Genomic DNA, 22,604 nt, shown 5'->3' with positions numbered 1-22,604 from the left:
ACCCCGCCTCGCAAGGGGCTTAAAAATGCCCGCCCCGCCTTGGGGTGGGCGTTTTTGTATCTGCCCTTGGGGCGTTGGGAGGACCGTGATGACAGCCACGCAAGCGACACCAAGCGCACTGGCGCAGGGCGTTCTGGCGGATCGACAGATCCGGCAGATGATCACCGAAGGCGCGATTGCGGCCTCGTCTCCGATCCTGAATGACCAGATCCAACCGGCCAGTCTTGATCTGCGGCTGAGCGATTGCGCCTATCGCGTTCGCGCATCGTTTCTACCCGGACTGGGGCGCACGGTGGCAGAACGGCTGGAGGATCTGACCATGCACCGGGTCGCGCTGACTGGCGGTGCCGTGCTGGAAAAAGGCTGTGTCTATGTGGTGCCGCTGATGGAGCGCATTTGCCTGCCCCAGGGGATGACCGCAGCTGCCAGTGCCAAATCCTCGATCGGGCGACTGGATGTGATGACGCGGGTGATCACCGATCAGGGCGTGGAATTCGACCGCGTGCCCGATGGCTATGACGGGCCGCTCTACGCGGAAATCTGCCCGCAGAGCTTCTCTGTTGTGGTTCAGCCGGGGCAGTTGCTGACGCAGATCATCTTTCGGCAGGGGCGCACATTCCTGAGTGATGCCGACCTGCGCGCCGTCCATGAGGCGACGCCGATTGTATCGGGGGATCCGGTGATCTCGGACGGGCTGGGCTTCTCTGTCGATCTGCGGCCCGCGCATAGCGATCTGGTGGGATATCGCGCCAAGCACCACACCGGCGTCGTCGATCTGTCCAAGCTGGGCCATTATGATCCGGCTGAATATTGGGAAGAGGTGCGCACCACCAAGGGGCAGATCATTCTGGATCCCGGCGCGTTCTACATTCTGGTGAGCCGTGAGGCGATTGCCATTCCGCCGCAGTATGCTGCCGAGATGGCGCCCTATCTGGCGATGGTGGGCGAATTCCGGGTGCATTACGCGGGCTTTTTCGACCCCGGATTTGGCTATGCTGCTGCTGGTGGTGCCGGATCGCGCGGTGTACTGGAAGTGCGCTGCCATGATGCGCCGTTTGTGCTGGAGCACGGGCAGGTCGTCGGGCGGCTGGTCTACGAGCAGATGTCAGAGGTGCCAGAGCAGCTGTATGGCGCGGATATCGCGTCAAATTACCAAGGTCAGGGGCTGAAGCTGTCAAAGCATTTCAAACCCGCAACGAAACCCTGATCCAAGCCCTTAAAGACGGGGTGGCCGCATATTCCGGCGCATCAGGCGCGCCTTTTTGGCTGCCTCTTTGTCCTGAGGCAGTGGACGGCTGTCTTTGTCATCGCGCTGCGATTTGCCACGTTTTGACAGTGCGTTAATCCCGGAGTTGATGCCTGCATTGACGGCACGGCCAATGACGCGGCGCAGGATCATGCGGAGGATCTGTTCAATGCCCATAGCGGTTTCCTTTGCTGGCACGCCTCTTACGTGCTCATACTTATTGTTCTGAAGAGCTGGCCTCGCGGTTGGCTCTGGCGCGTTGGCTTACAGGTAAGATAGCGCAGATTTGCGGCCCTTTTGCGGCGTGGTTATCTGCAATCAGTCCTCGAACAGTTCCGGCTGCTCCTCGACCTCGTCGCCGTCGCCACGTCCCCCCATGGGCAGGTTGCCGGGAGGGGGGCGGTTTTCCAACAGGCCAGCGGCGCGCAGCTCCTTGAGGCCGGGCAGATCACGGGCGCTTTCCAGACCAAAGTGATCAAGGAACACAGGCGTCACCACAAAGGTCACTGGGCGGCCAGGTGTCATCTTGCGGCGGCCCAGCCGGATCCAGTCCATTTCCAGCAGCTGGTCAATGGTGCCGCGTGACACAGACACGCCGCGCACCTCTTCGATTTCGGCACGGGTGACCGGCTGATGGTAAGCAATAATTGCTAGGGTTTCGATCGCCGCGCGCGACAGTTTGCGGGTCTCGACCGTTTCCTTCTGCATCAGAAAGCCAAGGTCAGAGGCGGTACGCAGCGCCCAGGCATCACCGATGCGCACAATCTGCACGCCGCGTCCATGATAACGTCTTCGCAAAAGCTCGAGCGCGGTGCCGGGTTCACAGCCATGCGGCATCCGTGCCTCAAGGTCGCGCACGGTCACGGGTTCGGTGCTGGCAAACAGCACCGCCTCGACCATGCGTTCCTGCTCGGCCATAGGCGGCGCGTCAAACAGGCTGTCGGTATCGGTGGCTGAGGCGTGGCCGGAGATATCGCCGGGGGCCTGGCTGTGGTCGTCCATCAGGTGTCCTTGTCACGAATGCGCAGCTGAATGGGCGCATAGCTTTCGCTCTGTCGCAGCTCCAGCTGGCCTTCTTTCACCAATTGCAGCGAGGCGGCAAAGGTGGAGGCCGTGGCAGAGCGGCGTTTCATCGGGTCAGAATGCCAGCCATCTGGCAGATAGGTCAGCATATCGGTCCAGCTGCCGGTATAGCCGATCAGGTGACGCATCCGGTCCAACGCCTCTTCCATCGTAAAGATCGCCTCGCGGTCCAGCACGAAGGGGCGGAAATCATCGCGGGTGCGGATGCGGGCATAGGCCTGCATAAGGTCCAGCAGATTGGCCGAATAGGTGACGGTGCGGATGCGGGTCATATCCTCGCTCTGACCCCGAGCAAAGAAATTGCGGCCCAGCTGATCCCGCGCCATGAGTCGCGCGGCGCTGTCGCGCATGGCCTGAAGGCGCTCCAGCTGAAACGCCAGATGCGCGGCCAGTTCCTCGCCCGTGGGGCCTTCGTCGGTCGGATCGGGCGGCAGCAGGAGACGGGATTTCAGATAGGCGAGCCAGGCCGCCATCACCAGATAATCGGCAGCCAGTTCGATGCGCAGCTCATGCGCCTTTTCCACGAAACTCAGATATTGACGGGCCAGTTCCAGCACCGAAATGCGGCGCAGATCGACCTTTTGCGTGCGCGACAATGACAGCAGCACGTCGAGCGGCCCCTCGTAGCCGTCAACGTCAACAATCAGGGCTTCGGCCGCAAGCCGGTCCTCGACGCTGGTGGCGTCCTCGTCAAAAAGAGTGTCAGCCATATACCTGTCCGCCCATGAGGGCCGATAGTTCGGCCTCGGCCGCGGGTATGTCAAGCGGAGCGGGATTGCGGCGCGCGGCCTCGGCGCGCTCCGCGCGCGCCTGTGCGGCGTCGGTCATCTCGCCTGCGACCGCGGCCACGGCGCGACGTTCATCCAGCGGGGCGTTGCAGAACAGGACCACATCACAGCCAGCCGCCAGGGTGTCACGGGCAATGTCCTGCGGCGTGCCAGACAGGGCCTTCATTGAGATGTCATCGCTCATGATCAAACCATCAAAGCCGATATCCGAGCGGATCATCTGCATCACACGGGCTGACAGCGTGGCGGGTTGCGTATCCAGCGCGTCGTAAACGAGATGCGCGGTCATGCCCATGGGCAGGTGGTTCAACGCAGCAAACGCGGCGAAGTCTTCGCCTGCCAGATCGGCCAACGGCGCGGTGATGCGGGGCAGATCCTTATGACTGTCAAGGCTGGCGCGACCATGACCGGGGATGTGTTTCACCACCGGCACCACGCCGCCATCCAGCAACCCTTCAGCCGTGGCGCGGGCGCGGGTGACCACGGTGGTCAGGTCGGTGCCATAGCAGCGATTTTGCAGAAACGCGTGGGTGTCAGGGCCCGCCACATCTGCCAGCGGCGCACAGTTGCTGTCGATGCCAAGTCCGCGCAATTCATCCGCAATCAGCCGTGCGCGTAGATACATGGCGCGGTTTGCGCCCTGTCCTGCCGCTGTTGCGTGATCCAGCGCAGGCCGCCATTGGCGCGCCAGCGGCGGACGCAGGCGCTGCACGCGGCCGCCCTCCTGGTCGATGGTGATCAGACAGTCACGTCCCACCGCCGCGCGTAGATCGTCACACAGCGCGCGGGTCTGATCAGCGCTCTCGATATTGCGGGCAAACAGGATAAAGCCAAACGGGTTGGCCTCGGCAAAGAACGTCTTTTCCTCAGCGCTGAGACGCAGGCCTTCGGCATCTAGAATTGTGGCTCCGTAACGCATTGCGATCCTCTCCGTGCTGGGGGGCTGATACACCAGTGTCGCGAGCGACGCCATGGTCGGATAGGGCAAACTGGCGGCAGTTTGCCGGATGGTAAACGACAAACGCCCGGCTTGGGCCGGGCGCGTGCAGGTTCGCCGGGGGTGCGCCCCAAAGACGGTGCTTAGCGGGTGGTGACCGGAATACAGTCAGCATTGCCCGCAACCAGCGCCGAGCAGAACCGGCGCGCATCTGAGAGATCCGCAAAACCCATCGCGCGCAGACGGTAGAAGGTGCGGCCGCCGCTTTCCGCCTTTTGGATCACGCGTTTCTTGCCTTCCAGATAGTCGGCAAAGCGGCCATGGATACGATCCCATTCGGCGCGCGCAACCTCGGCGCTCTCGTAGGCACCAAGCTGGGCCAGACGGGTGCCCGCAGGCAGACTATCGGCGGCAACGTCCTGGGTGGTCTTGGCCGCAGGGACGACGGCGGATGCGCGGGTCGGAGAGAATCGTGCAGGCCGGGCGGAGGGGCGCAGCGAGACCCGCACGCCGGGGGCGTTGCGCAACGCGGCATTTGGGGCCGGTGTCGCAGCGGCGACGATGACGGGTTGCAACGGTTCAGGTTGGACAATGGCTGGTGCGGAGACCGCAGCTGAGGCCGAGAGCTGTTCGGCGCCGTTCAGTGCGTCCTGCCCCAAAGGCGTGACGCCATCGGTCAGCTCAGCCACCAGCGCATCAATTTCGCCGCCCTGATAGGCCGCCACCGCATCGACAGAGAGATCCGTCGTGCCGGAGATGATGCTGGTACTGGCCGTAGTGTCGGTTTGCAGGTTGGCCTGCATTGGCTGGTCGTCTTCGGTCAGCGTCACATCCTCGGGCGCCAGCGTCAATCGGTCGGCGGGACGTTCGACATTGCCATTGGCGGCGACCGCATTGACCGCAAGCCCCTGATGGTCGGCAGGCAGGCCGCCGGGGCTCTCGGGTTGCACGCGCAACGGGCCTTCGACGGCGCGCACGACCGGCACACCGCTGACATCGCGGGCAATCAGCTGATAGCCCCAAAGACCGATGCCGGCAACCAACGCCAGCGACGCGGCAGCGCCAAGCACGCTAAACGCCTTGCCGAGGCCCGCTTGGCCTACGCCTGCGGGTTCGGGGGTGAACCCATAATCATCGTATCGGTGACCCTGTTCGGTGCCGGGACCGCTGTAGGCATCCTGTGCAGGATCGCCATAGGTCGATGGTCCATGCCCCTGATACCCCGGTTGCGCATGGGCCTGCGCGCCATAGGCAGCAGGTGTCGCAACGGGCTGTGCGAAATAGCCACCTGCGGATTGGGCATGGGCCTGTTCTGTCTGGCCAAACCCATATTGGGGCTGCTGCGCAGGGTTTTGCTGAGCATAGGGCTGCTGGTTTCGCTGTGTTTCAGTGGCGGAGTCCGCTGAACGGTCTCCCCCATTGGAATACGACTGGCCGTGACCTGCCTGCGTAAAATACGCCATTTCCGCCTCACTGCCCGCATACGGCACGCGATGCGCCGCCCCGGGTTTCTACTTGATGATCTGCCTCGATCCGGCGGCCTGGGCGATTTTAACTATCGCATCTCCTGCGCCGGTGTGACCCCAAGAATACCAAGACCGGCGGAAATGACAATGGAAACGGCCTTGGCCAGCGCCATTTTCGCATGTGTTGCAGATGGGTTGCTCTCGTTAACAAAACGTAAACCCTCATTGGATTTACCAAGATGGTAGAGCCCGTGCAGTTCCGATGCCAGATCATAGAGATAGAAAGCCACCCGGTGCGGTTCATTGGTGCGTGCGGCAATCTCCACCAGACGCGGCCATTCCGCCAGCTTCTTGGCGACGGCCAGCTGGGCCTCGTCATCCAGCAGTGTCAGGTCTGCCGCTGCGAGGGTTGCATCATCGGTGGCGATACCGGCCTCAGCCGCCTTGCGCAGCGTCGAGCAGATCCGCGCATTGGCATATTGCACATAGAACACCGGGTTGTCCTTGGACTGTTCCAGCGCCTTATCAAGGTCAAAGTCGAAGCCCTGATCATTCTTGCGCGTCAGCAGCATGAAACGGGTCACATCCGGGCCGACGGCATCCACCACATCACGCAGGGTGACAAAGGTCCCTGCCCGTTTGGACATCTTGAATTCCTGACCGTCCTTGAACAGCTTTACCAGCTGGCACAGCTTGATATCCAGCGGCACACGGCCATCGGACAGCGCCGAGACCGCCGCCTTCATCCGCTTGACATAGCCGCCGTGGTCGGCGCCAAAAATGTCGATCAGCTCATCAAAGCCACGCTCGACCTTGTCGTAGTGATAGGCGATATCCGGCGCAAAATAGGTCCAGGCACCATCGGATTTCTTCACCGGGCGGTCGACGTCATCGCCGTGTTCGGTGGATTTGAACAGAGTCTGCTCGCGCGGTTCCCAGTCGTCGGGCTTCTTGCCTTTTGGTGGCTCCAGCACACCCTCATAGATCAGACCCTTGTCATCCAGACTCTTCAGGGCGGCTTCGATCAGGCCGGTGCCATAGAGGGACTTCTCGGAATAGAACTTATCCATCTTGATGCCAAGCGAGGCCAGATCGGCGCGGATCAGGTCCATCATCGCATCAGTGGCGAAATTGCGGATCTCTTGCAGCCAGACGGATTCGGGTTGGTCGACATAGGCATCGCCAACCTTGTCTTTCAGCGCCTGACCGACCGGGACGAGATAGTCGCCGGGGTATGTACCATCGACAAAGGCGACCTCTTGGCCGTGGGCCTCCAGGTAGCGCAGGTAGACAGAGCGCGCCAACACATCAACCTGACCGCCGCCATCGTTGATGTAGTATTCGCGGGTGACGTCATAGCCGACAAAATCCAGCAGGCTGGCCAGCGCATCGCCAAACACCGCACCACGGGTGTGGCCGACGTGCAGGGGACCGGTTGGGTTGGCGGAGACATATTCCACATTGACCCGTTTGCCCGCGCCAAGGTCGGAACGGCCAAATTTGATATCCTCCGCCAAGACGGCCCCCAGCACCGATTGCCAGCTGCTGCGGTCCAGCCGCAGGTTGAGGAAACCGGGGCCGGCCACCTCGGCGGACGTGACGCGCGCGTCCGCGGCCAGTTTCCCTGCCAGCGCATCGGCGATATCGCGCGGTTTCATCTTGGCGGGTTTGGCCAGTACCATCGCCGCATTGGTTGCCATATCCCCATGCGCCGCATCGCGCGGCGGCTCTACCGCGACATTGGCAAAATCGAGCCCTTCGGGCAAGGTGCCCTCAGCCACCATTGCAGTAAGGCAGTCAAGCACGAGCGAGCGGATATCGGTAAAGAGGTTCATGTCTGGCGTCCCATCTGTTCACCAGAGCGGATACCGAGCGCCAGCGGCAGGGTCAACAGGATTGCAAAATCATGGCGGAGACCGGGGGATGCAGCGGGCCCTTTAAATCAGTCGGCACGTCAGGTCATCAGCCCCAAGACCGGTCAAAGGTCAAGCAACAGGGGCATCGGTAACTGGCAGGCGGCCCCATTTGGTGATTTGATACCGACGCAACGAGGCCACGTAATAGGGATCGCGCAGGATCAGCCGTTCAACGGCATCGCGGCTTGCGGCCTCGACATTCCAGATTGCACCGGGAAAGTCCTGTTCAGGCCGCATCGCAAGCGCCCCACCGATCTGCAATTCGGGATGGGCGCGTACAAAGGCGATATGAGCATCCCGGCGGGCGCGATCAGCGCGGACGCGTGCCATGTCCGGTGCATCCTGAAAAGTCACGGTCCAATGTGTCATGGCGGCCTCTTGTGTTTGCCATTTGCGGTCACGGGCGTTGTTGTTGACCCATGAAACCGCATGCGCCCCGCACAAGGATAGAGCCAGTTGGCGCCAGTCTTACCGCCAGTCTTACCGCCAGTGCCCGGTATGACCACCTGCGCCACTGACTGTGCAGGCGTCGGCCGCCGTACCCCCTTGCGGCATCTCAGCGACCTATGTGCCCACGTGCAGCTCTGCGGCAGCAGCGGCGGCCTCTGTCGGGAACAGGCGACGGTGTTCTTGTAGGGCAAAGCGGTCCGTCATGCCTGCGATATAATCGGACACGATCCGGGCCAATGCGGTCTGATCCACGGCAGCGGCAATATCGCCCTGCCAGCGGGCAGGCATCTCCTGGGGGTGGTTGAGGAAATAGGGGAACAGCGCCTCGACCACCTTGGACACTTCCTCTCGTTTGCGCATGACGCTGGGGGCGCGGTACATGCGGGTGAAGAGAAAGGCGCGGATCTCCTTCAGGTCGGCCCAGAGCGCATCGGAAAACACCACCACCGGTGCCCCGAGGGAGCGCACATCCTCGACGCTGCGCGCGCCACTGGCGGCAAGGCGACGTCGGGCGCCGTCGATCACATCGCTGACCATCACGCCAAAGACGCGGCGCAGCGCCTCATGTCGGCGGCGGCGCGCATCCAGACCGGGATAGCGGCTGTCCACCGCATGATAGGCGGCCCCGATTACCGGCAGGTCCATGATATCGGCATCGGTGAACAATCCCGCGCGCAACCCGTCGTGCAGATCGTGATTGTTGTAGGCGATGTCATCGGCCAGTGCCGCCACCTGCGCCTCCGCACTCGCATGGGTGTGCAGCTCCAGATCCACCGCCGCGTTGCACTCGGCCAGCGCCCAGGGCAGATCGCCCACCACCGGGCCATTGTGCTTGGCGATGGCTTCCAGCGTTTCCCAGGTGAGGTTCAGCCCGTCGAACTCGGCATAGTGCCGTTCCAGCGAGGTGACAATGCGAATAGCCTGAGCGTTATGATCAAAGCCACCATAGGGCTCCATCAGCGCGTGCAGCGCATCCTCGCCGGTGTGGCCAAAGGGCGTGTGCCCCAGATCATGCGCCAGCGCCACGGCCTCGGTCAGTTCCTGATTGAGACCAAGCGCGCCTGCAATGGTGCGGGCCACCTGCCCCACCTCGATCGAATGGGTCAGACGGGTGCGATAATTGTCGCCCTCATGTTCGACAAAGACCTGTGTCTTGTGCTTGAGCCTGCGAAAGGCGCTGGCGTGAATAATCCGGTCACGGTCCCGCTGGTAAGGAGAGCGAAAACTGCTTTCTTCTTCCGGGACTTGGCGACCGCGGCTGCGGTCCGGCATTGTCGCATAAGGCGCGTAGGTCACTAATCTTTTCCCTGGTCAAGCTTGTCCCTGTCCCCGCACCTTTCTATATTATGATCTCTGCTGCAACACGGCAGTGATCACCGTATTGGGAGACCAGAGATGCAATTGCCCCCGAAAGTGACAGAGCGCGCCTTTGCCCGGCTGGCTGAAATCGGCGCTGCGGATCAAGGCCAGGCGCTGCGCGTGGCGGTCGAAGGCGGTGGCTGTTCCGGCTTTCAGTATGAGATCGCGCTGGATGCCCCGCAGGCGGATGACCTGATCCTAGAGGGTCAGGGCCAGAAAGTGGTGGTGGATGATGTCTCACTGCCGTTTCTGGAAAACGCGGTGATTGATTTCACCGAAGAGCTGATCGGCGCGCGGTTTGTAATCAACAATCCCAACGCCACCTCCAGCTGCGGCTGCGGCACCTCGTTTTCGATGTAAACCTGCGCCGGGGTGGTGCCACGGACAAATGGCCCCTTCCCAAGGCCAACAGTCTGTATGACCTGCCGGGAACCCTGCCGCCGGATCAAGCGTTGCCCCCTCAGCAGGACCGTTTCGACACCCTAACCATCCATGCACCTGAAGTGGCCGCTTTGGGATCGTGGCGGACGCACCGACCACGGTCAGACCCAACGCTGCGAGGTGCATGATGTTTGTTGAAGAGACCCTACCGGACCTGTTTCTAAGATCGGTTTTCCTGTCCTCCATCGCAATCGCCTGGGTGATATGCGCCGTGCGCCTTATCGGTTTGCGCGCGTTTTCAAAAATGACGGCGTTTGATTTCGTTGTCACCGTTGCCATCGGGTCCCTGTTGGCCGGGGCGGCTCAGGCCACATCCTGGACTGCCTTCGGGCAGGCAACCCTCTCCATCGCAATGCTGCTGTGCGTACAATACGGAGTGGCCCGGTTGCGGCAATCCTCGCAGCGGTTCAAGGCAGCGGTTCAGAACACGCCTGTAATGCTGATGCGGGACGGCGAGATTCTGTATGACGCACTGCGCACCACACGTGTCACAGAGGGAGATCTGCTGGCCAAGCTGCGCGAGGCAAACGTGCTGGCCTTGTCAGAGGTGCGAGCGGTGGTTCTGGAAACCACCGGCGACATCTCAGTCTTGCATGGGACCAACCTGGAGGACCGGCTGATCGCTGGCGTCGCAACGCGGTCTTAAAAACCGTGCCTACCCCCGGCGCGGATGGCCCGTCAGGCTGAGACCATCCGCCCCGATGCCACGTGTCCGGGTCGTGGCATGCCCCGGACGGCTGAAGACCTGCCAGAACTCTGCAAATTCCGGCGTGCTGCTGCCCAGGCGGAGCAATTCCCGCCGCGCAGCTTGCCCACATTGTTCGGTGATGTGATCAACCGCCCCCTGCCACAACTTCTGTGGCGAGACATGGGCATTGTTACCAAGCCCCATCACGCAGGTTGAGAGCGGACGCAGCAGCCCCTGAGCGTTGGGCGCACAGATATGCAGACCCTGCCCCGCCGTTGCGGCAGGCAGCAGCCCATCGGGCAGGCTCGCACCCCGTTGCGCCATCTGCCACCAGAGACAGACAAAATAGGCGTGATAGCCATCCATGCCACCACTGAAGCCATCCGGGGTCAGCACGAACTGTCCTATCGCCCTGGTCAGCGCCTGCTCCCAGAGTGGCGGCGGCGTCGCGCCGCAGTAGCGCAGCGCAATGCAGATTTCCGACAGCAAATCGACATCCTGATCCAGACCAGCCACCAGCCCCGCATAGATCAGGCTGCGCTGTGTTGCCGCGTCCACCCCCGGGTCACGACGGCCATAATCAGAGAGGTAGAACACGATATGCGTCAGCTCATAGGCGGCTTTGCGATTGGGAATGGCAAAGGTCTGACTGCGGCGGGTGAACTGGCGCAACCGGTCATCCAGCCCCGGATTAACCGGCAAGACGATACCGCGCCGCGCCAGCAGCTGGCGGGCCTCAGCCCGTTGCAGATCTGACAACTCAGCCTCGACCAGCCCCTGCTGGGCCACCCAATGCGCCAGCCCAGCCGCGCTACCGGTGGAGGCCGCGGGTACGCTGTGTCCCAACAGATCCTCATAATCGAGGCAGATCGACAGAATGAATCGGTAATATTGCGGAAAGAACCGCAACGTCCGCGCCGCGTCCTCGTAAAAGGGGCGCAGGGGAACCAGGGCTGCCTCAGCCCTGGTTCCCGCCGTCCCCCCAAGACCTGGCGTGCCACGCCGTGTGATGTTGAGCAGGCTCAACAGCTCGGCGTTTTCCTTTAGCCAATAGGCATCTTGCGCCTGGCGTCGATGGCAGGCAAAGCTCATGACCCATTGCGCAACCGACGAGGCCGCCGACCTGTCCCCGCCCGGTCCAATGACAGATTCAGGGTCCGGCGATTGCCCCCCCGAAGCGGCGATGCCGGATCCGGGGGCCGCGAATGGCAGAATGACAGTCATGACTGGATCGCCAATCGGGCGTGGCACAGGGTCATCGTGGTTTAGCTGCCCGACGAAAACAGGCCGCTGGCCGCGCCGGAGATCATGGCCCGGTCGTCCTGCGGCGCCGAGCCGGAGGAAAACAGCGATGTGCCGCCGCCCTCAACCATGTCAGCAGAGGCATCCCGGCAAAGCGAGCCGGAGGAGAACATCGCAGCCCCGTCGCCCACATGAAGGTCAGTCAGCGGGGTCGCCGCCTGTGGTGCAAGAGTTTGGCGGCGGTTGGTTGATGTGGTCATGGATCGTCTCCCGTTCTAGGTGAAAACACTCCTCGACGATTGGCAGAGGTTGCCAGATCAGCAATAGAGAAATACGCCTATTGGTTGTTTTTACGATGAAAAAACGGATGAGAAACAATGTCGAATACGCTGATCTAACGTCGAATCCCGTAGTTCTACATAAGTTGACCACAGACCTATCCACACGCGCAGCCATACAAAGCAATCGCCCCACGCCACAGGTGATCTCTGCAAGGTTGCAAAACCCCGCCCTACAAAGGTCAACGCTGCTCTGTGCTGGACACCGCCAAGCGATGATTCGACAGTGGTGGCTGGCTCTGGTCTTTCCCATTCACCGCAACCCCTCGCCCTTGCCCCCTTGTCCGGATTGGGCGATAGATCGGGCGCACCCATTCTGGGCCATGCAGGCAGGAGACCCGACATGAAAATCGCCACTTTCAACATCAATGGTATCAAGGCCCGCATCAATGCGCTGCCGGAATGGCTGGACGAGACGCAGCCCGATGTGGTGGTGTTGCAAGAGATCAAATCTGTCGACGAGGCCTTTCCGCGCGAGCTGTTCGAAGATCGCGGCTACAACGTCGAAACCCACGGTCAGAAGAGTTTTAACGGGGTGGCTATCCTGTCCAAACTGCCACTAGAAGACGTGCGCCGCGGCCTGCCCGGTGATGACAGCGACGAACAGGCGCGCTGGATCGAGGCCACAGTGGTGGGCAAACAGGCAATCCGCATCTGCGGGCTGTATCTGCCCAATGGCAATCCGGTTGAACTGACCGAGGATGGCCAGCCGGTTGAGGGTGGCAAATACGCCTATAAACTGGCCTGGATGGAGCGGCTACGGCAGCGTGCACAGGATCTGTTGGCCGAGGAAATGCCAGCCTTGATGGCCGGGGATTACAACATCATTCCGCAGGCTGAGGATGCCAAGACGCCCGGCGCCTGGAAAGACGACGCGCTGCACCGCCCCGAAAGCCGGGCGGCGTTCCAGCGGATCATGGCGCTCGGCTTTACCGAAGCGTTCCGCGCGCGCCATCAGGGACCGGGGCATTATTCTTTCTGGGATTATCAGGCTGGGGCGTGGAACCGCGACAATGGCATTCGCATTGACCATTTCCTGCTCAGCCCGCAGGCCGCCGATCTGCTGCGCGATTGCCAGATCGACAAGAACGTACGCGGCCGCGATAAACCATCTGACCACGTACCGGTCTGGGTGGATCTGGATCTTTGACCAGCGGTTCAGGACCACTGCGCAAGACGTCGCGCAACACTCCACCAGCATCCAAACTGGGAAATCTGTTATTCCTGCTCAAACGTCATACAGACATAATGGCAGCACCGCTGCAGAAACGCGCCACTACGCGTTAACTATATGTTTGAAAAAGTTGCCAGACTCTGAACGACAGAATAGACTCAGTCCGTATGAGTGAGCAGAGGTCCGCAAGCGTGACAGATAAAAACACCGAATTCTGTGCTGAGCTTGAAATTCTTGGCAGCGTCGATGTGGACGTATCAGAGCGCCAGCGGGCCGAAGAGGTTCTTGGGCAGGATTCTATAAAGTACAAACTGGATTCTCACGGCCTGCGGCACCTGTTCGAAACGCTGGCCGACGAAAAAGATCAGCAAGCCAGGGCGAAACGATAGATTCATGCCACAGTATTCTGTCACAGCATTTAGATGGAGCGGTACGGGATATAATGCCCAGTACAACACCTCCTATTCGGCCACGCTTGATGATGACGACGCCACCTATCAGGGTGGCGGAGATGGGAATGAATCCATCAGCATCAACGGCGGCCCATTTGGGGGTACATCCAGCACCCCTTACGCCATTGACGCGTCGTTCACGGATACCAATGGCATCTCGCATGTCGAGACATTCTATTTCTTCAATACCGGTGGAAACTGGTATTTTGTGCCGGCACCGGATTCAGATTTCACCGTGGGGGCAACCCTCGGCAATTACCAAAGCCACACAACAGGTTGGAACTATACGGAAATCACCTGCTTCACCCGTGGAACGCTGATTGAAACAGATCAGGGGCGCATGCCCGTCGAGGCGCTGACTGCGGGCAGCAGAGTGTTGACCGCTGATGGTGATTTCAAACCGCTGCATCTGGTCATGAGCCGCGCCCTATCTGCCAAAGAGGTGCGGGAGAACATCAAGCTGAGGCCCGTCCGGATCACTGCTGGCGCTTTGGGGAATGGGTTGCCGACACGGGATCTTCTGGTGTCGCGGCAGCACCGTATGCTGGTGTCTTCGAAAATCGCTGAACGCATGTTCGGAGAGACCGAAGTGCTGGTGGCCGCCATTCGCCTGACGGACCTGCCCGGTATCTTTGTTGAGCCTTGTCCCGGCGATGTAGAGTATTTTCATCTGCTGTTTGGCCAGCATGAAATCCTCTATGCTGAGGGGGCGCCAACCGAGAGCCTTTATACCGGGGCTGAAGCGCTGAAGACATTGACGCCGGAAGCGCATGAAGAGATCGCACTGCTGTTTCCACAGGTGCTGAACGGTGGCTGTGCGATCCGCTCTGCCTGCCATATTCCAAACGGGCGGCAACAACGTCAGCTGGTCGCGCGCCATCTAAAGAACAACAAACCCGTTCTGGACACGCTCAGCTCCGCAGCGATCTAAGCGGCGCAGTCATCAGATCAGCTGGTCAGGCCAGCGTGGTGATGGGCCCGCCTGCCCCTGGATCATTTTCTGCCGGGGCCGCTGTACCCCCGGTGACATCATGGCCATAGATCCAATCGAACTGCTGCACCATGCGCTGTGGCGCAAGCCGTCCACCAAGACGCAGGATCTGATGCGCAGGCCAGGCAAGTGGCTGACGCAGATGGTACTTCCAGGCATTGCCGGTGGCGGCATCGACGACCTTTGCGACCCGGTCGCGGCGGCGGGCCTGATAGGCAGCAAGGCCGTCCTCGGTGCTGCTGCCCTTGCGCAGCGCATCAACCAGAACCCAGGCATCCTCTAACGCCATATTTGCGCCCTGTGCCATGAACGGCAACGTGGGATGCGCCGCATCCCCCATGATCGCCAGCGACCCCTGATGCCAGACCTCTGCAACCGGGTGACGGAACAAGCCCCAAAGCGCGGCTTCCTCCACCTGCTCCAACACTGCACCTGCACCGCCGCCAAAGCCGCGAAACGCCGCCCTGAGATTGTCCGGGTCGTCCTTGAGGTGCCAGCTTTCGTCGGCCCATTCCTTACGCTCTTGTACGGCGACGATGTTCATAAGACTGCTATCGCGCAGCGGATAGGTCACGAGATGACGCCCCGGCCCCATAAAGACCTGCGCCTCGGCAGGGTGGTTTTGCAGATTGGCAACCGTGGCGCGCCAGGCGACCTGACCGGTAAAGCGCGGCGTGGTGATGCCGTTCAGAGCCGCGCGCGCCTTAGAGTGCAGGCCATCCGCGCCGATGACCAAGTCGCCACCACATTGCGCGCCATTGGCCAGATGCACCACGGGCCGCACACCGCTTGTGACGCGGTCGACCTTTTGCAAAAGCCGTACTTTGACGCCCTGCTGACGCGCCGCATCGGCCAGAAGATTGATCAGATCGGCGCGGTGCACAAAATAGAAGTTCTGTCCCGGGCCGGCATATTGATCCAGATCGAGCCGCAGAACTTTGCGGCCCTGCCGGTGGCTGCGCAGCACCACGGCGCGGGCCCGTGGCGCACCCCAAGCCAGATCATCTGCCAGGCCCAGAGCCCGCAGAACCGCCACCCCGTTGGGGCTGATCTGGATACCGGCCCCGACCTCGGAAATCGCCTCGGCCTGCTCCAGCACCGTGACCTTTGCGCCCTGCCGACTGAAGGCCAGCGCTGCCGCCAGCCCGCCAATGCCCGCACCGATGATGGTGATTTTTCGGTCTGTCAGTCTCATCTTGTCCCGCCATCTGCACACAGGCCGGTCCGTTCTGGCCGCGCGATACCCCCAGATAAACGAAAAACGCCGGAGCAACAGGCCCCGGCGTTATGATTTTTTTTACAAATGCAAGAAAATCAGTCGTCGCGGTGGACTTTTTCCCGGCGCTCGTGGCGTTCCTGCGCCTCAAGGCTCATCGTGGCGATGGGTCGGGCATCCAGACGTTTGAGAGAGATCGGCTCACCGGTGACTTCGCAGTAGCCGTATTCCCCTTCGTCGATGCGGCGGATCGCCGAGTCGATCTTGGCAACCAGCTTGCGCTGGCGGTCCCGGGTGCGCAATTCCAGCGCCCGATCTGTTTCTTCACTGGCGCGGTCAGCAACATCAGGGATATTGCGGGTGTTGTCCTGCAACCCCTCAATCGTGTCGCGACTCTCGGCCAGGAGTTCTTGCTTCCAGTCATGCAGCTTGCGACGGAAATATTCCTGCTGCCGGTCATTCATGAAGGGTTCATTATCAGCTGGACGATAATCATCCGGCAGAAACACTTCTTGCTTCATTTCGCTACCTTTGGTTTGCCCCATACTGCCGGTCTTCCTCGGTATTGTTTACAAACTCAGCGGCTCCCCCCGCATGCCGCAGCGTTTATCCCCTGCGCAAGCGATTGTCACTACACAATAGTAAGGACAAAAGGTTAAAACCTGCATAAGCGCGCCCTCAGGGGTTGTAGCGAGGCAATGAGACAGGGAAAAAGATGCAGTTTCAGGGCACTAAGGATTACGTCGCGACAGAGGATCTGAAGATCGCGGTAAATGCGGCCGTTACATTGGAGCGTCCGCTGCTGGTCAAGGGGGAACCGGGCACCGGCAAGACAGAGCTGGCGCGGCAGGTGGCCGATGCGCTGGGGCTGCGGATGATTGAGTGGAATGTGAAATCCACCACCCGCGCCCAGCAGGGGCTCTATGAATATGATGCGGTCAGCCGGTTGCGCGACAGCCAGCTGGGCGATGAGCGGGTGCATGACGTCAAAAACTACATCAAACGCGGCAAGCTTTGGGAGGCGTTTGACGCTGACGAGAAGGTGGTTCTGCTGATTGATGAGATCGACAAAGCCGATATCGAGTTTCCGAATGATCTGTTGCAGGAGCTCGATAAGATGGAGTTCCACGTCTACGAGACCGGCGAGACGATCCGGGCCAAACAGCGCCCGATTATGATCATCACCTCCAACAATGAAAAGGAACTGCCGGACGCGTTTCTGCGTCGGTGCTTCTTTCACTACATCCAGTTCCCCGATGCCGAGACCATGCGCAAGATCGTCGAGGTGCATCACCCCGGCATCAAGGACAGCCTGCTGACCACCGCGTTGACGCAGTTCTACGAGATCCGCGACACCGCTGGGCTGAAGAAGAAGCCATCAACGTCGGAGGTGCTGGACTGGCTGAAGCTGCTGCTGGCCGAGGATCTGACAGCTGAGGATCTGAAACGCGATGGCGCGGATGCGCTGCCGAAACTGCACGGCGCGTTGTTGAAGAACGAACAGGATGTGCATCTGTTCGAGCGGCTCGCCTTCATGGCGAGAGGGCGTCGCTGACCGCCCTGACAATGTGAGAGATAAGAAGGCCTGCACCTGTGCGGGCCTTTTTTGTTGGTGCGAGACTGTGGCGCAGTTAGCAATATGACAGCTTTGCGCGAGGGTTGAGATTTGAGAGATCCGCGCAGGCTTTAAAGAGGCCACTTAGGTGAACGCCGTAGAGATGGTCCGCTTTGAGCCCTTACTGTGAATTTGTGTTTTTCGCTGCGCGCGCTCGCAGCAGAAAAAAGTAATCGGGTGCATGATAGTTTAAGCTGCCTCGCGGCGCAGGAACCGGCCATTTCGGCGATACGTGGCGATAAAGGGTCGGTCGCTGCGCGGATTGCGGGATCTTGGGGACCTGTGAGCAAGTAAAAAGATCAATTCTCGGCCAGTGAGTAAAGCAATAGTTGTCACCTGCATGTGCGACGTGTCGAAAACGCCCATTTACATCGTGGCGACGGTCAGTTTTTTGTCTAGCCCCGATCAGCGCGGGCAGTCCAAAGCGAAATGGTCCCACACCGATTAATGCCAAGGTTTTCGCAAAAACCGAATTGGCAGACCAATGAGAGCCTCAGGGCCACCCGGCGATGGCCTTGGCTTCAAGGAAGTCTTCGATGCCGTATTTGCCACCTTCGCGTCCATTTCCCGATTGCTTCCTCCCTCGCGACTTCAATATATGCCTGCACCCGTTCCATCTGGGTTTGGGAGATTAAAGGCCCCAGATGATCGCCACGTGCTTGCGGCATGTCAACGCGGATCGAGGGTGCGAATTCTTTGATACGATTCAGGACGTCTTGATAGACGGGTCTTTGGACCAACAACCTTGTGGGCGCGTTACAGTTCTGGCCCGTGTTGTGGAAACAGGCTCCGACCGTTTCACGAATGGCCTTGTCCAAATCGGCGTCAGCAAAAACAATGCTCGGCGATTTGCCTCCAAGCTCAAGGGCGACCCGTTTGATCGTTTGGGCCGCGGAAATCGAAATCGCCCGCCCCGCACGCGTTGATCCCGTGATCGAAACCATGTCGACTTTTGAATGGGCGGTGAGTTGTGCCCCAACTGTCGCGCCATCACCCTGTACGAGATTGAACACCCCGGCGGGGGCGCCAATATCGTCCCTTACATCGGCCAGCAGGATCGCAACCAATGGCGACATCTCGGACGGTTTCAGAACACAGGTGCAGCCTGCAGCCAATGCTGCCCCCAGTTTCAACGTGACCTGCGCAAGGGGCCAGTTCCATGGGGGAATCAGAGCGGCAACCCCGACCGGTTCAAGCGAGATTTGCTGGCTGGAATCCTCGGCTGTAAAAGCATATTGCAAATCCATCTTTGCAAAAGCCTCAGACATGGTGCGAAGCTCACCGATCCCGCCACCTGCCTGTTGCGAGACCGCTGCATCTATCGGAAACCCCATTTCCTTTTGGGATTGTTTCACCAAGCTCTTCCTGTCGCGCCGTCAATCCAGCAACAATTGCATCAAGTAAGTCGATCCGCTCTTGTTTCGAAGAAAGGCTCCAGGTGTGAAATGCGGTTGAAGCAGCGCCAATGGCGCTTTCAACCTGTTCTGGGGTGGCCTATGCCACCTTTGCCAATTCCTCACCGGTGGCGGGATTGATCACCGAATGACATGCCCCGGCTTTGTCGACTGACCACGACCCATTGATGAAGTTTGAACCACGCATATCAGATTTTCCTTAGCGTTCTAATGTCAGGTGCGAGCGTTTTCAAAGGCCGTCCATGCGGCCTCGAACGCATCGAAATCAAAGCCATCTTGGCGGGCCGGATCAAGGACCAGCTTTTCGGTGTCCAACAGCTTGTGAATTGCCGCTTCCAGGATTGAAAGAACATCGGGCGGAATAACCAAAGCGCCGTGCCGGTCCGCATGGATCAGATCACCGTCGGCAACCTGCATCCCAAAGACAGTGACCGTCGTGCCGACTTCTTTTACATGCACAAACCCGTGGCTCGGCCCGATTGATCCCGCCACAACGGGAAAGCCATCCGGAAGATCCCCCAGATCGCGCATCACGCCGTTGGTCAATGCTCCAGAGAGGCCAAAGCCTTTGTGAACCGTGGTGTTGATCTCGCCCCAATATGCGCCGATGCAATTTGGGAAATCGATGTCTTCGACAACCGTGATGGCCGGGCGCGGTCCCTCGGCCATATGACGATAGTAATCCATACGGCGGGCTTTGATGGCTTCCGGTGGTTCTTCTGGTGGCGCCAGAGCTGCGATCTTTGCAGTGCGTGCGTACCCGACCATGGCGGGCGCATCGGGATGTGAGGCCAGCATCGTGCCACGCGTGAAAGCGTTGAACCCGCGTTTGCCTTGCGCCACTTCGATGGCGTTACAGACGGTCGGCGTGTCGACCTTCTTCAGCAGGGTCAGAAACGTGTCGTCCATTTAATCCTCCAGCCAGCGGGCAAGCGCTGCATTGGTTTTGTCCGGTTGTTCTAAAGTCGGCAGATGCCCCGCACCCTCGATGATTTCGAGTCGCGCATCCTGGATCAACTCGGCCATCAGTTCGTGACGAGACACCGGGCAGAGCGTATCTTCTCGCCCGCATAGAACTAATGCGGGGAGATCGGCGTTTCGCAATGTCTCGGATTGATTGGGGCGGTCCATCAGGGCGCGCGATTGGTTCAGAAAGACATGCGGCCCAAGACCAAGCGCCATATCCATGCAAAGATCGAGGATCGCAACTTTGCGCGGGACGTCGCTCAGATAGTTGGGTTTCATTTCGTCGCGCATGACCGAAGACAGCCTGCCCTCTCGAACGGCCATCATCTGGGGAAGTCGACGGGCTCTTACCGCCTCTTGTTCGGCCAAGGGATTGGTGTCGAGAAGGGCGATACGCTCAACCCGATTGGGGGCCTGTCTCAAGATTTCCATCGCAACGATGCCGCCCATAGACAAGCCCAGCATCGCAAACCGCGACGGTGCATAAGACAAAACGCTCGCGGCCAATTCCTCGACGCTGGAGTGCGCCGATATCGGAGCACATATGACAGCCCGACGTCCCGAAAATGCAGCGATCTGGGGCTCAAACAGCCTCGCGTCGCACATCATGCCGGGGATCAGGACAAGTGGCGTCATTTGACCAGTGCCGCGCCTTCGGACAGGGCCTTAAGCTTGGCATAGGCGATGTCTGGGTCGACGGCACCGAAGCCCGCAAACGTGCCAAAGCCACAATCCGACCCCGCAATCACGCGGTCTGCGCCAACGATGTCGGCGAAGCGTTCGATGCGCTGAGCAACCAGTTCAGGGTGTTCCACAAAGTTGGTGGTGGTGTCGACGACGCCGGGCACCAGGACCTTGTCGTCAGGAATGTCCGCCTTGCGATCGCGGAAGGTTGTCCATTCATGCCCGTGACGCGGGTTCGAGGTTTCAAACAGCACATAGCGCGATTTCGTCGACATCAGCGTGTCGAACATCTTTGACATTGGAATGTCACAGCAATGCGGACCCTCGTAGTTACCCCAACAAATATGGATGCGGACTTTGTCGGCGGGCACGTCGGACAGCGCGTGGTTCAATGCCTCGACATGCATGTTTGCCACCTTGATGAACTCGTCATCTGAAAGATCGGTGAAAAGCATATGACGCGACAGAGCAAGGTCTGGGCAATCCAGTTGAAGATCCAGCCCCGAGGCAACGATGGTTTCGTATTCTGCCTTCATCGCATCGGCCAGCGCAGCCAGATAAGCCTCACGCGATTTATAGTAGTCATTCTGCAGAAAGAGCGAAATCACACCGGGGCTGGCGGCGTTCATGAAGCCACGTTCCGCACCATGCTCGCCCATCGCAGCTTTGAGGTTCGCGATGTCTTTCTCAAGCTCGCCTTGCCCTTTGGACTTCACTTCACCCACACACATTGGGCGCGCATATTGCGGCGTGCCACCGTCATCCGCCAGCCGCTGCAAAAAGCCCGGGAACATCTTCAGATCGGCGGGCGCATTGCGTGGGCTGTCACCCCCAAAACCGGTGTAGCGATCCTTCACATAAGTGGCATAGGAAATCTTGGACGTTTCACCGTCCGAGACAATGTCGATCCCCGCCTCAACCTGTTTGCGAACCGTGTCCGAGACGGACGCAGTCATACACGCATCAAACGCGGCCTGATCAAATGGCGTTTCGTTCTCGCGGGCGAAAATGAAATCCACGACGTCCTGAGTGCGCGGCAAAGAGCCCACATGAGTTGTTTTGATCTTGGTCATAGTGGGCCCTCTCTTTGATTAATGTACGGAACCTGTCAGGCCAGCTGGGTCGTCTGTTGCGCGGATACGATAAAGGCTGGCTTCGCCCGTCATGGACGGCGTGACAGAATGCGCCTCGCCTGCTTTGATCAGGCAGGTGTCGCCTGGGTTCAGAACGCTTTCTTCCCCTTGGATACTGATTTTCCAATGCCCGCGTACAGGCATCAGAACGGTGTTCTGATCATGCGTGTGCACATCAGGCGAGATCGAGTTGCGCGACAGGAAATCCACCTCGAACCCGGGACGATCACGCAGGATCGCATCGGCTCCGATGACCGTAGCAGGCTGATTGTCAGACAGCGCCATCAAGTCCCAGTACCGCGCGACGTGATTTGGCAGAACGTCTGCGGTGGTCGGTTCGGCCCGCTTGTCCAGGTCTTCATCTGACATGAGCGGCATGGGATTGACGTTGTGGGGAAGTACATCGCCCTTCTTCGTGTCATAAAGCACGCCGTTTTCCCCCAGCACGAGGCCGTGGTCCGCCGCATCCTTGATCACCTGAGGGGCCCAATGCACGCCGCCACCAGCGTCGTCGCCGCCAAGGACCGCCATGATCATTCCATAGTCAGTGCCGATGTTTTCAAACCCGCGAAATATGCCAGTCGGGATGTTGAAGATATCACCCTCTTCCAGCGTCACCTCGCCAGCATCACCCCAGCGGCCCCAGAAGAACCGCCACTTGCCCTTCAGGACAAAGAAGATCTCGGCGGTGTTGTGGTCATGCAGCGAGTTGCGACAGCGCGGTGGTTGGCCAGCAGCGCCAATGTTGAACCCGATCTGGTCAGCGATATGCACGTGCTGGTCAGGGCTTTCAGACACACCGCCACCGATGATGGTGAAGTTTTCCTTCTGATCCGACCCCGGCGTATGGGCGTCAATGAATGCAGTTTTACAGGGCTTCAGATCGCCGTAGCGAACGATGTGGTTTTCAATGTTACTCATTTTCGTATCTCCTTTGGTTTGGGTTTGAGTGGTTCAAACCCGCCCTCCGGGGGGACGATTGTTTAGCCGACGCGCGCGCAGAC

The 22,604-nt window shown here is 59.9% G+C and carries 25 protein-coding genes; 7 read left to right on the top strand and 18 right to left on the bottom strand.

The window, feature by feature from the left end; genetic code table 11:
- Window positions 1–88 precede the first annotated feature (88 nt).
- Window positions 89–1,207 carry a 2'-deoxycytidine 5'-triphosphate deaminase gene (locus PhaeoP97_RS05515; RefSeq protein ID WP_072504225.1) on the top strand — a complete coding sequence of 373 codons (1,119 nt, stop codon included), beginning with the start codon at window positions 89–91 and terminating at the stop codon, window positions 1,205–1,207.
- Window positions 1,208–1,216: 9 nt separating this feature from the next.
- Here PhaeoP97_RS05515 and PhaeoP97_RS05510 read toward each other — a convergent pair whose 3' ends face one another.
- The 8 genes from PhaeoP97_RS05510 to PhaeoP97_RS05475 form a co-directional block, all read right to left on the bottom strand.
- Complete coding sequence (locus PhaeoP97_RS05510) at window positions 1,217–1,423, bottom strand: hypothetical protein (protein ID WP_072504224.1); 207 nt, start codon at window positions 1,421–1,423, stop codon at window positions 1,217–1,219.
- 141 nt (window positions 1,424–1,564) lie between these two features.
- Complete coding sequence (gene scpB, locus PhaeoP97_RS05505) at window positions 1,565–2,248, bottom strand: SMC-Scp complex subunit ScpB (protein WP_072504223.1); 684 nt, start codon at window positions 2,246–2,248, stop codon at window positions 1,565–1,567.
- Window positions 2,248–3,039 (bottom strand): segregation and condensation protein A, encoded by a 792-nt coding sequence (locus tag PhaeoP97_RS05500; protein WP_072504222.1) that lies wholly within the window; start codon window positions 3,037–3,039, stop codon window positions 2,248–2,250. The genes scpB and PhaeoP97_RS05500 overlap by 1 nt, the downstream gene beginning before the upstream one ends.
- Window positions 3,032–4,036, bottom strand: a complete 1,005-nt coding sequence (gene nagZ, locus PhaeoP97_RS05495) for a beta-N-acetylhexosaminidase (protein ID WP_072504221.1) — start codon at window positions 4,034–4,036, stop codon at window positions 3,032–3,034. The genes PhaeoP97_RS05500 and nagZ overlap by 8 nt, the downstream gene beginning before the upstream one ends.
- A 161-nt stretch (window positions 4,037–4,197) precedes the next feature.
- Window positions 4,198–5,517: an SPOR domain-containing protein gene (locus PhaeoP97_RS05490; protein ID WP_072504220.1), complete on the bottom strand. Its 1,320-nt coding sequence runs from the start codon at window positions 5,515–5,517 to the stop codon at window positions 4,198–4,200.
- A 92-nt stretch (window positions 5,518–5,609) separates the two neighbouring features.
- Entirely contained in the window at window positions 5,610–7,355 is a 1,746-nt protein-coding gene (argS, locus tag PhaeoP97_RS05485; protein WP_072504219.1) for an arginine--tRNA ligase, read from the bottom strand.
- A gap of 150 nt (window positions 7,356–7,505) precedes the next feature.
- On the bottom strand, window positions 7,506–7,805 hold the full coding sequence (locus PhaeoP97_RS05480; protein ID WP_072506317.1) for a YciI family protein: 300 nt from the start codon (window positions 7,803–7,805) through the stop codon (window positions 7,506–7,508).
- A gap of 195 nt (window positions 7,806–8,000) precedes the next feature.
- Window positions 8,001–9,158: a deoxyguanosinetriphosphate triphosphohydrolase gene (locus PhaeoP97_RS05475; protein WP_237029014.1), complete on the bottom strand. Its 1,158-nt coding sequence runs from the start codon at window positions 9,156–9,158 to the stop codon at window positions 8,001–8,003.
- Between the two features lie 123 nt (window positions 9,159–9,281).
- Here PhaeoP97_RS05475 and PhaeoP97_RS05470 point away from each other — a divergent pair, with 123 nt between their 5' ends.
- Together PhaeoP97_RS05470 and PhaeoP97_RS05465 are read left to right on the top strand one after the other, a co-directional pair.
- Window positions 9,282–9,605 (top strand): HesB/IscA family protein, encoded by a 324-nt coding sequence (locus PhaeoP97_RS05470; protein WP_072504217.1) that lies wholly within the window; start codon window positions 9,282–9,284, stop codon window positions 9,603–9,605.
- Window positions 9,606–9,813: 208 nt separating this feature from the next.
- On the top strand, window positions 9,814–10,332 hold the full coding sequence (locus PhaeoP97_RS05465; protein ID WP_072506316.1) for a DUF421 domain-containing protein: 519 nt from the start codon (window positions 9,814–9,816) through the stop codon (window positions 10,330–10,332).
- Window positions 10,333–10,341: 9 nt separating this feature from the next.
- Here the strand turns inward: PhaeoP97_RS05465 and PhaeoP97_RS05460 are convergent, their stop codons facing one another.
- Window positions 10,342–11,598 (bottom strand): DUF6902 family protein, encoded by a 1,257-nt coding sequence (locus PhaeoP97_RS05460; protein ID WP_072504216.1) that lies wholly within the window; start codon window positions 11,596–11,598, stop codon window positions 10,342–10,344.
- 41 nt (window positions 11,599–11,639) lie between these two features.
- Window positions 11,640–11,876 (bottom strand): DUF6749 family protein, encoded by a 237-nt coding sequence (locus PhaeoP97_RS05455; RefSeq protein ID WP_072504215.1) that lies wholly within the window; start codon window positions 11,874–11,876, stop codon window positions 11,640–11,642.
- A 421-nt stretch (window positions 11,877–12,297) separates the two neighbouring features.
- Here PhaeoP97_RS05455 and xth point away from each other — a divergent pair, with 421 nt between their 5' ends.
- From xth to PhaeoP97_RS05440, 3 genes are all read left to right on the top strand, one after another.
- Window positions 12,298–13,104 carry an exodeoxyribonuclease III gene (gene xth, locus PhaeoP97_RS05450; protein WP_072504214.1) on the top strand — a complete coding sequence of 269 codons (807 nt, stop codon included), beginning with the start codon at window positions 12,298–12,300 and terminating at the stop codon, window positions 13,102–13,104.
- Window positions 13,105–13,319: 215 nt separating this feature from the next.
- Window positions 13,320–13,517 carry a hypothetical protein gene (locus tag PhaeoP97_RS05445; protein ID WP_237028984.1) on the top strand — a complete coding sequence of 66 codons (198 nt, stop codon included), beginning with the start codon at window positions 13,320–13,322 and terminating at the stop codon, window positions 13,515–13,517.
- A 4-nt stretch (window positions 13,518–13,521) separates the two neighbouring features.
- Window positions 13,522–14,511 carry a Hint domain-containing protein gene (locus PhaeoP97_RS05440; protein WP_072504212.1) on the top strand — a complete coding sequence of 330 codons (990 nt, stop codon included), beginning with the start codon at window positions 13,522–13,524 and terminating at the stop codon, window positions 14,509–14,511.
- Between the two features lie 25 nt (window positions 14,512–14,536).
- Here PhaeoP97_RS05440 and PhaeoP97_RS05435 read toward each other — a convergent pair whose 3' ends face one another.
- Window positions 14,537–15,766 carry an FAD-dependent monooxygenase gene (locus PhaeoP97_RS05435; RefSeq protein ID WP_072504211.1) on the bottom strand — a complete coding sequence of 410 codons (1,230 nt, stop codon included), beginning with the start codon at window positions 15,764–15,766 and terminating at the stop codon, window positions 14,537–14,539.
- Window positions 15,767–15,885: 119 nt separating this feature from the next.
- Entirely contained in the window at window positions 15,886–16,308 is a 423-nt protein-coding gene (gene dksA, locus PhaeoP97_RS05430) for an RNA polymerase-binding protein DksA (RefSeq protein WP_072506315.1), read from the bottom strand.
- 194 nt (window positions 16,309–16,502) lie between these two features.
- Between dksA and PhaeoP97_RS05425 the strand changes: the two genes are divergently transcribed.
- A complete protein-coding gene (locus PhaeoP97_RS05425) occupies window positions 16,503–17,342 on the top strand; it encodes an AAA family ATPase (RefSeq protein ID WP_027247594.1) in 840 nt (279 codons plus the stop codon).
- Between the two features lie 581 nt (window positions 17,343–17,923).
- Here PhaeoP97_RS05425 and PhaeoP97_RS05420 read toward each other — a convergent pair.
- The 6 genes from PhaeoP97_RS05420 to PhaeoP97_RS05395 form a co-directional block, all read right to left on the bottom strand.
- The gene (locus PhaeoP97_RS05420) at window positions 17,924–18,757 is read right to left on the bottom strand and encodes an aldehyde dehydrogenase family protein (protein WP_157891232.1); all 834 of its coding nucleotides are present in this window, start codon (window positions 18,755–18,757) and stop codon (window positions 17,924–17,926) included.
- A complete protein-coding gene (locus PhaeoP97_RS20890) occupies window positions 18,681–18,869 on the bottom strand; it encodes a hypothetical protein (RefSeq protein WP_157891268.1) in 189 nt (62 codons plus the stop codon). The genes PhaeoP97_RS05420 and PhaeoP97_RS20890 overlap by 77 nt, the downstream gene beginning before the upstream one ends.
- Before the next feature lie 161 nt (window positions 18,870–19,030).
- Complete coding sequence (locus tag PhaeoP97_RS05410; protein ID WP_072504209.1) at window positions 19,031–19,726, bottom strand: RraA family protein; 696 nt, start codon at window positions 19,724–19,726, stop codon at window positions 19,031–19,033.
- Window positions 19,727–20,419: an alpha/beta fold hydrolase gene (locus tag PhaeoP97_RS05405; RefSeq protein WP_072504208.1), complete on the bottom strand. Its 693-nt coding sequence runs from the start codon at window positions 20,417–20,419 to the stop codon at window positions 19,727–19,729. It abuts the gene before it with no gap.
- Window positions 20,416–21,540, bottom strand: coding sequence for a cobalamin-independent methionine synthase II family protein (locus tag PhaeoP97_RS05400; RefSeq protein WP_072504207.1), 1,125 nt, complete (start codon window positions 21,538–21,540; stop codon window positions 20,416–20,418). Before PhaeoP97_RS05400 ends, PhaeoP97_RS05405 begins: the two co-directional genes overlap by 4 nt.
- 18 nt (window positions 21,541–21,558) lie before the next feature.
- Entirely contained in the window at window positions 21,559–22,521 is a 963-nt protein-coding gene (locus PhaeoP97_RS05395) for a cupin domain-containing protein (RefSeq protein WP_072504206.1), read from the bottom strand.
- Between the last annotated feature and the right edge of the window lie 83 nt (window positions 22,522–22,604).

Origin of the sequence: Phaeobacter porticola (assembly GCF_001888185.1) — a bacterium.
GTDB classification, from domain to species: domain Bacteria; phylum Pseudomonadota; class Alphaproteobacteria; order Rhodobacterales; family Rhodobacteraceae; genus Phaeobacter; species Phaeobacter porticola.
This window is presented reverse-complemented; position numbering and strand designations above follow the sequence as displayed.

What these genes read in the sequence shown, in the direction of transcription:
- PhaeoP97_RS05515 (WP_072504225.1), top strand. Translation starts at nt 89, where the DNA reads ATGACAGCCACGCAAGCGACACCAAGCGCACTGGCGCAGGGCGTTCTG.
- PhaeoP97_RS05510 (WP_072504224.1), bottom strand. Translation starts at nt 1,423, where the DNA reads ATGGGCATTGAACAGATCCTCCGCATGATCCTGCGCCGCGTCATTGGC.
- scpB (WP_072504223.1), bottom strand. Translation starts at nt 2,248, where the DNA reads ATGGACGACCACAGCCAGGCCCCCGGCGATATCTCCGGCCACGCCTCA.
- PhaeoP97_RS05500 (WP_072504222.1), bottom strand. Translation starts at nt 3,039, where the DNA reads ATGGCTGACACTCTTTTTGACGAGGACGCCACCAGCGTCGAGGACCGG.
- nagZ (WP_072504221.1), bottom strand. Translation starts at nt 4,036, where the DNA reads ATGCGTTACGGAGCCACAATTCTAGATGCCGAAGGCCTGCGTCTCAGC.
- PhaeoP97_RS05490 (WP_072504220.1), bottom strand. Translation starts at nt 5,517, where the DNA reads ATGGCGTATTTTACGCAGGCAGGTCACGGCCAGTCGTATTCCAATGGG.
- argS (WP_072504219.1), bottom strand. Translation starts at nt 7,355, where the DNA reads ATGAACCTCTTTACCGATATCCGCTCGCTCGTGCTTGACTGCCTTACT.
- PhaeoP97_RS05480 (WP_072506317.1), bottom strand. Translation starts at nt 7,805, where the DNA reads ATGACACATTGGACCGTGACTTTTCAGGATGCACCGGACATGGCACGC.
- PhaeoP97_RS05475 (WP_237029014.1), bottom strand. Translation starts at nt 9,158, where the DNA reads ATGCCGGACCGCAGCCGCGGTCGCCAAGTCCCGGAAGAAGAAAGCAGT.
- PhaeoP97_RS05470 (WP_072504217.1), top strand. Translation starts at nt 9,282, where the DNA reads ATGCAATTGCCCCCGAAAGTGACAGAGCGCGCCTTTGCCCGGCTGGCT.
- PhaeoP97_RS05465 (WP_072506316.1), top strand. Translation starts at nt 9,814, where the DNA reads ATGTTTGTTGAAGAGACCCTACCGGACCTGTTTCTAAGATCGGTTTTC.
- PhaeoP97_RS05460 (WP_072504216.1), bottom strand. Translation starts at nt 11,598, where the DNA reads ATGACTGTCATTCTGCCATTCGCGGCCCCCGGATCCGGCATCGCCGCT.
- PhaeoP97_RS05455 (WP_072504215.1), bottom strand. Translation starts at nt 11,876, where the DNA reads ATGACCACATCAACCAACCGCCGCCAAACTCTTGCACCACAGGCGGCG.
- xth (WP_072504214.1), top strand. Translation starts at nt 12,298, where the DNA reads ATGAAAATCGCCACTTTCAACATCAATGGTATCAAGGCCCGCATCAAT.
- PhaeoP97_RS05440 (WP_072504212.1), top strand. Translation starts at nt 13,522, where the DNA reads ATGCCACAGTATTCTGTCACAGCATTTAGATGGAGCGGTACGGGATAT.
- PhaeoP97_RS05435 (WP_072504211.1), bottom strand. Translation starts at nt 15,766, where the DNA reads ATGAGACTGACAGACCGAAAAATCACCATCATCGGTGCGGGCATTGGC.
- dksA (WP_072506315.1), bottom strand. Translation starts at nt 16,308, where the DNA reads ATGAAGCAAGAAGTGTTTCTGCCGGATGATTATCGTCCAGCTGATAAT.
- PhaeoP97_RS05425 (WP_027247594.1), top strand. Translation starts at nt 16,503, where the DNA reads ATGCAGTTTCAGGGCACTAAGGATTACGTCGCGACAGAGGATCTGAAG.
- PhaeoP97_RS05410 (WP_072504209.1), bottom strand. Translation starts at nt 19,726, where the DNA reads ATGGACGACACGTTTCTGACCCTGCTGAAGAAGGTCGACACGCCGACC.
- PhaeoP97_RS05405 (WP_072504208.1), bottom strand. Translation starts at nt 20,419, where the DNA reads ATGACGCCACTTGTCCTGATCCCCGGCATGATGTGCGACGCGAGGCTG.
- PhaeoP97_RS05400 (WP_072504207.1), bottom strand. Translation starts at nt 21,540, where the DNA reads ATGACCAAGATCAAAACAACTCATGTGGGCTCTTTGCCGCGCACTCAG.
- PhaeoP97_RS05395 (WP_072504206.1), bottom strand. Translation starts at nt 22,521, where the DNA reads ATGAGTAACATTGAAAACCACATCGTTCGCTACGGCGATCTGAAGCCC.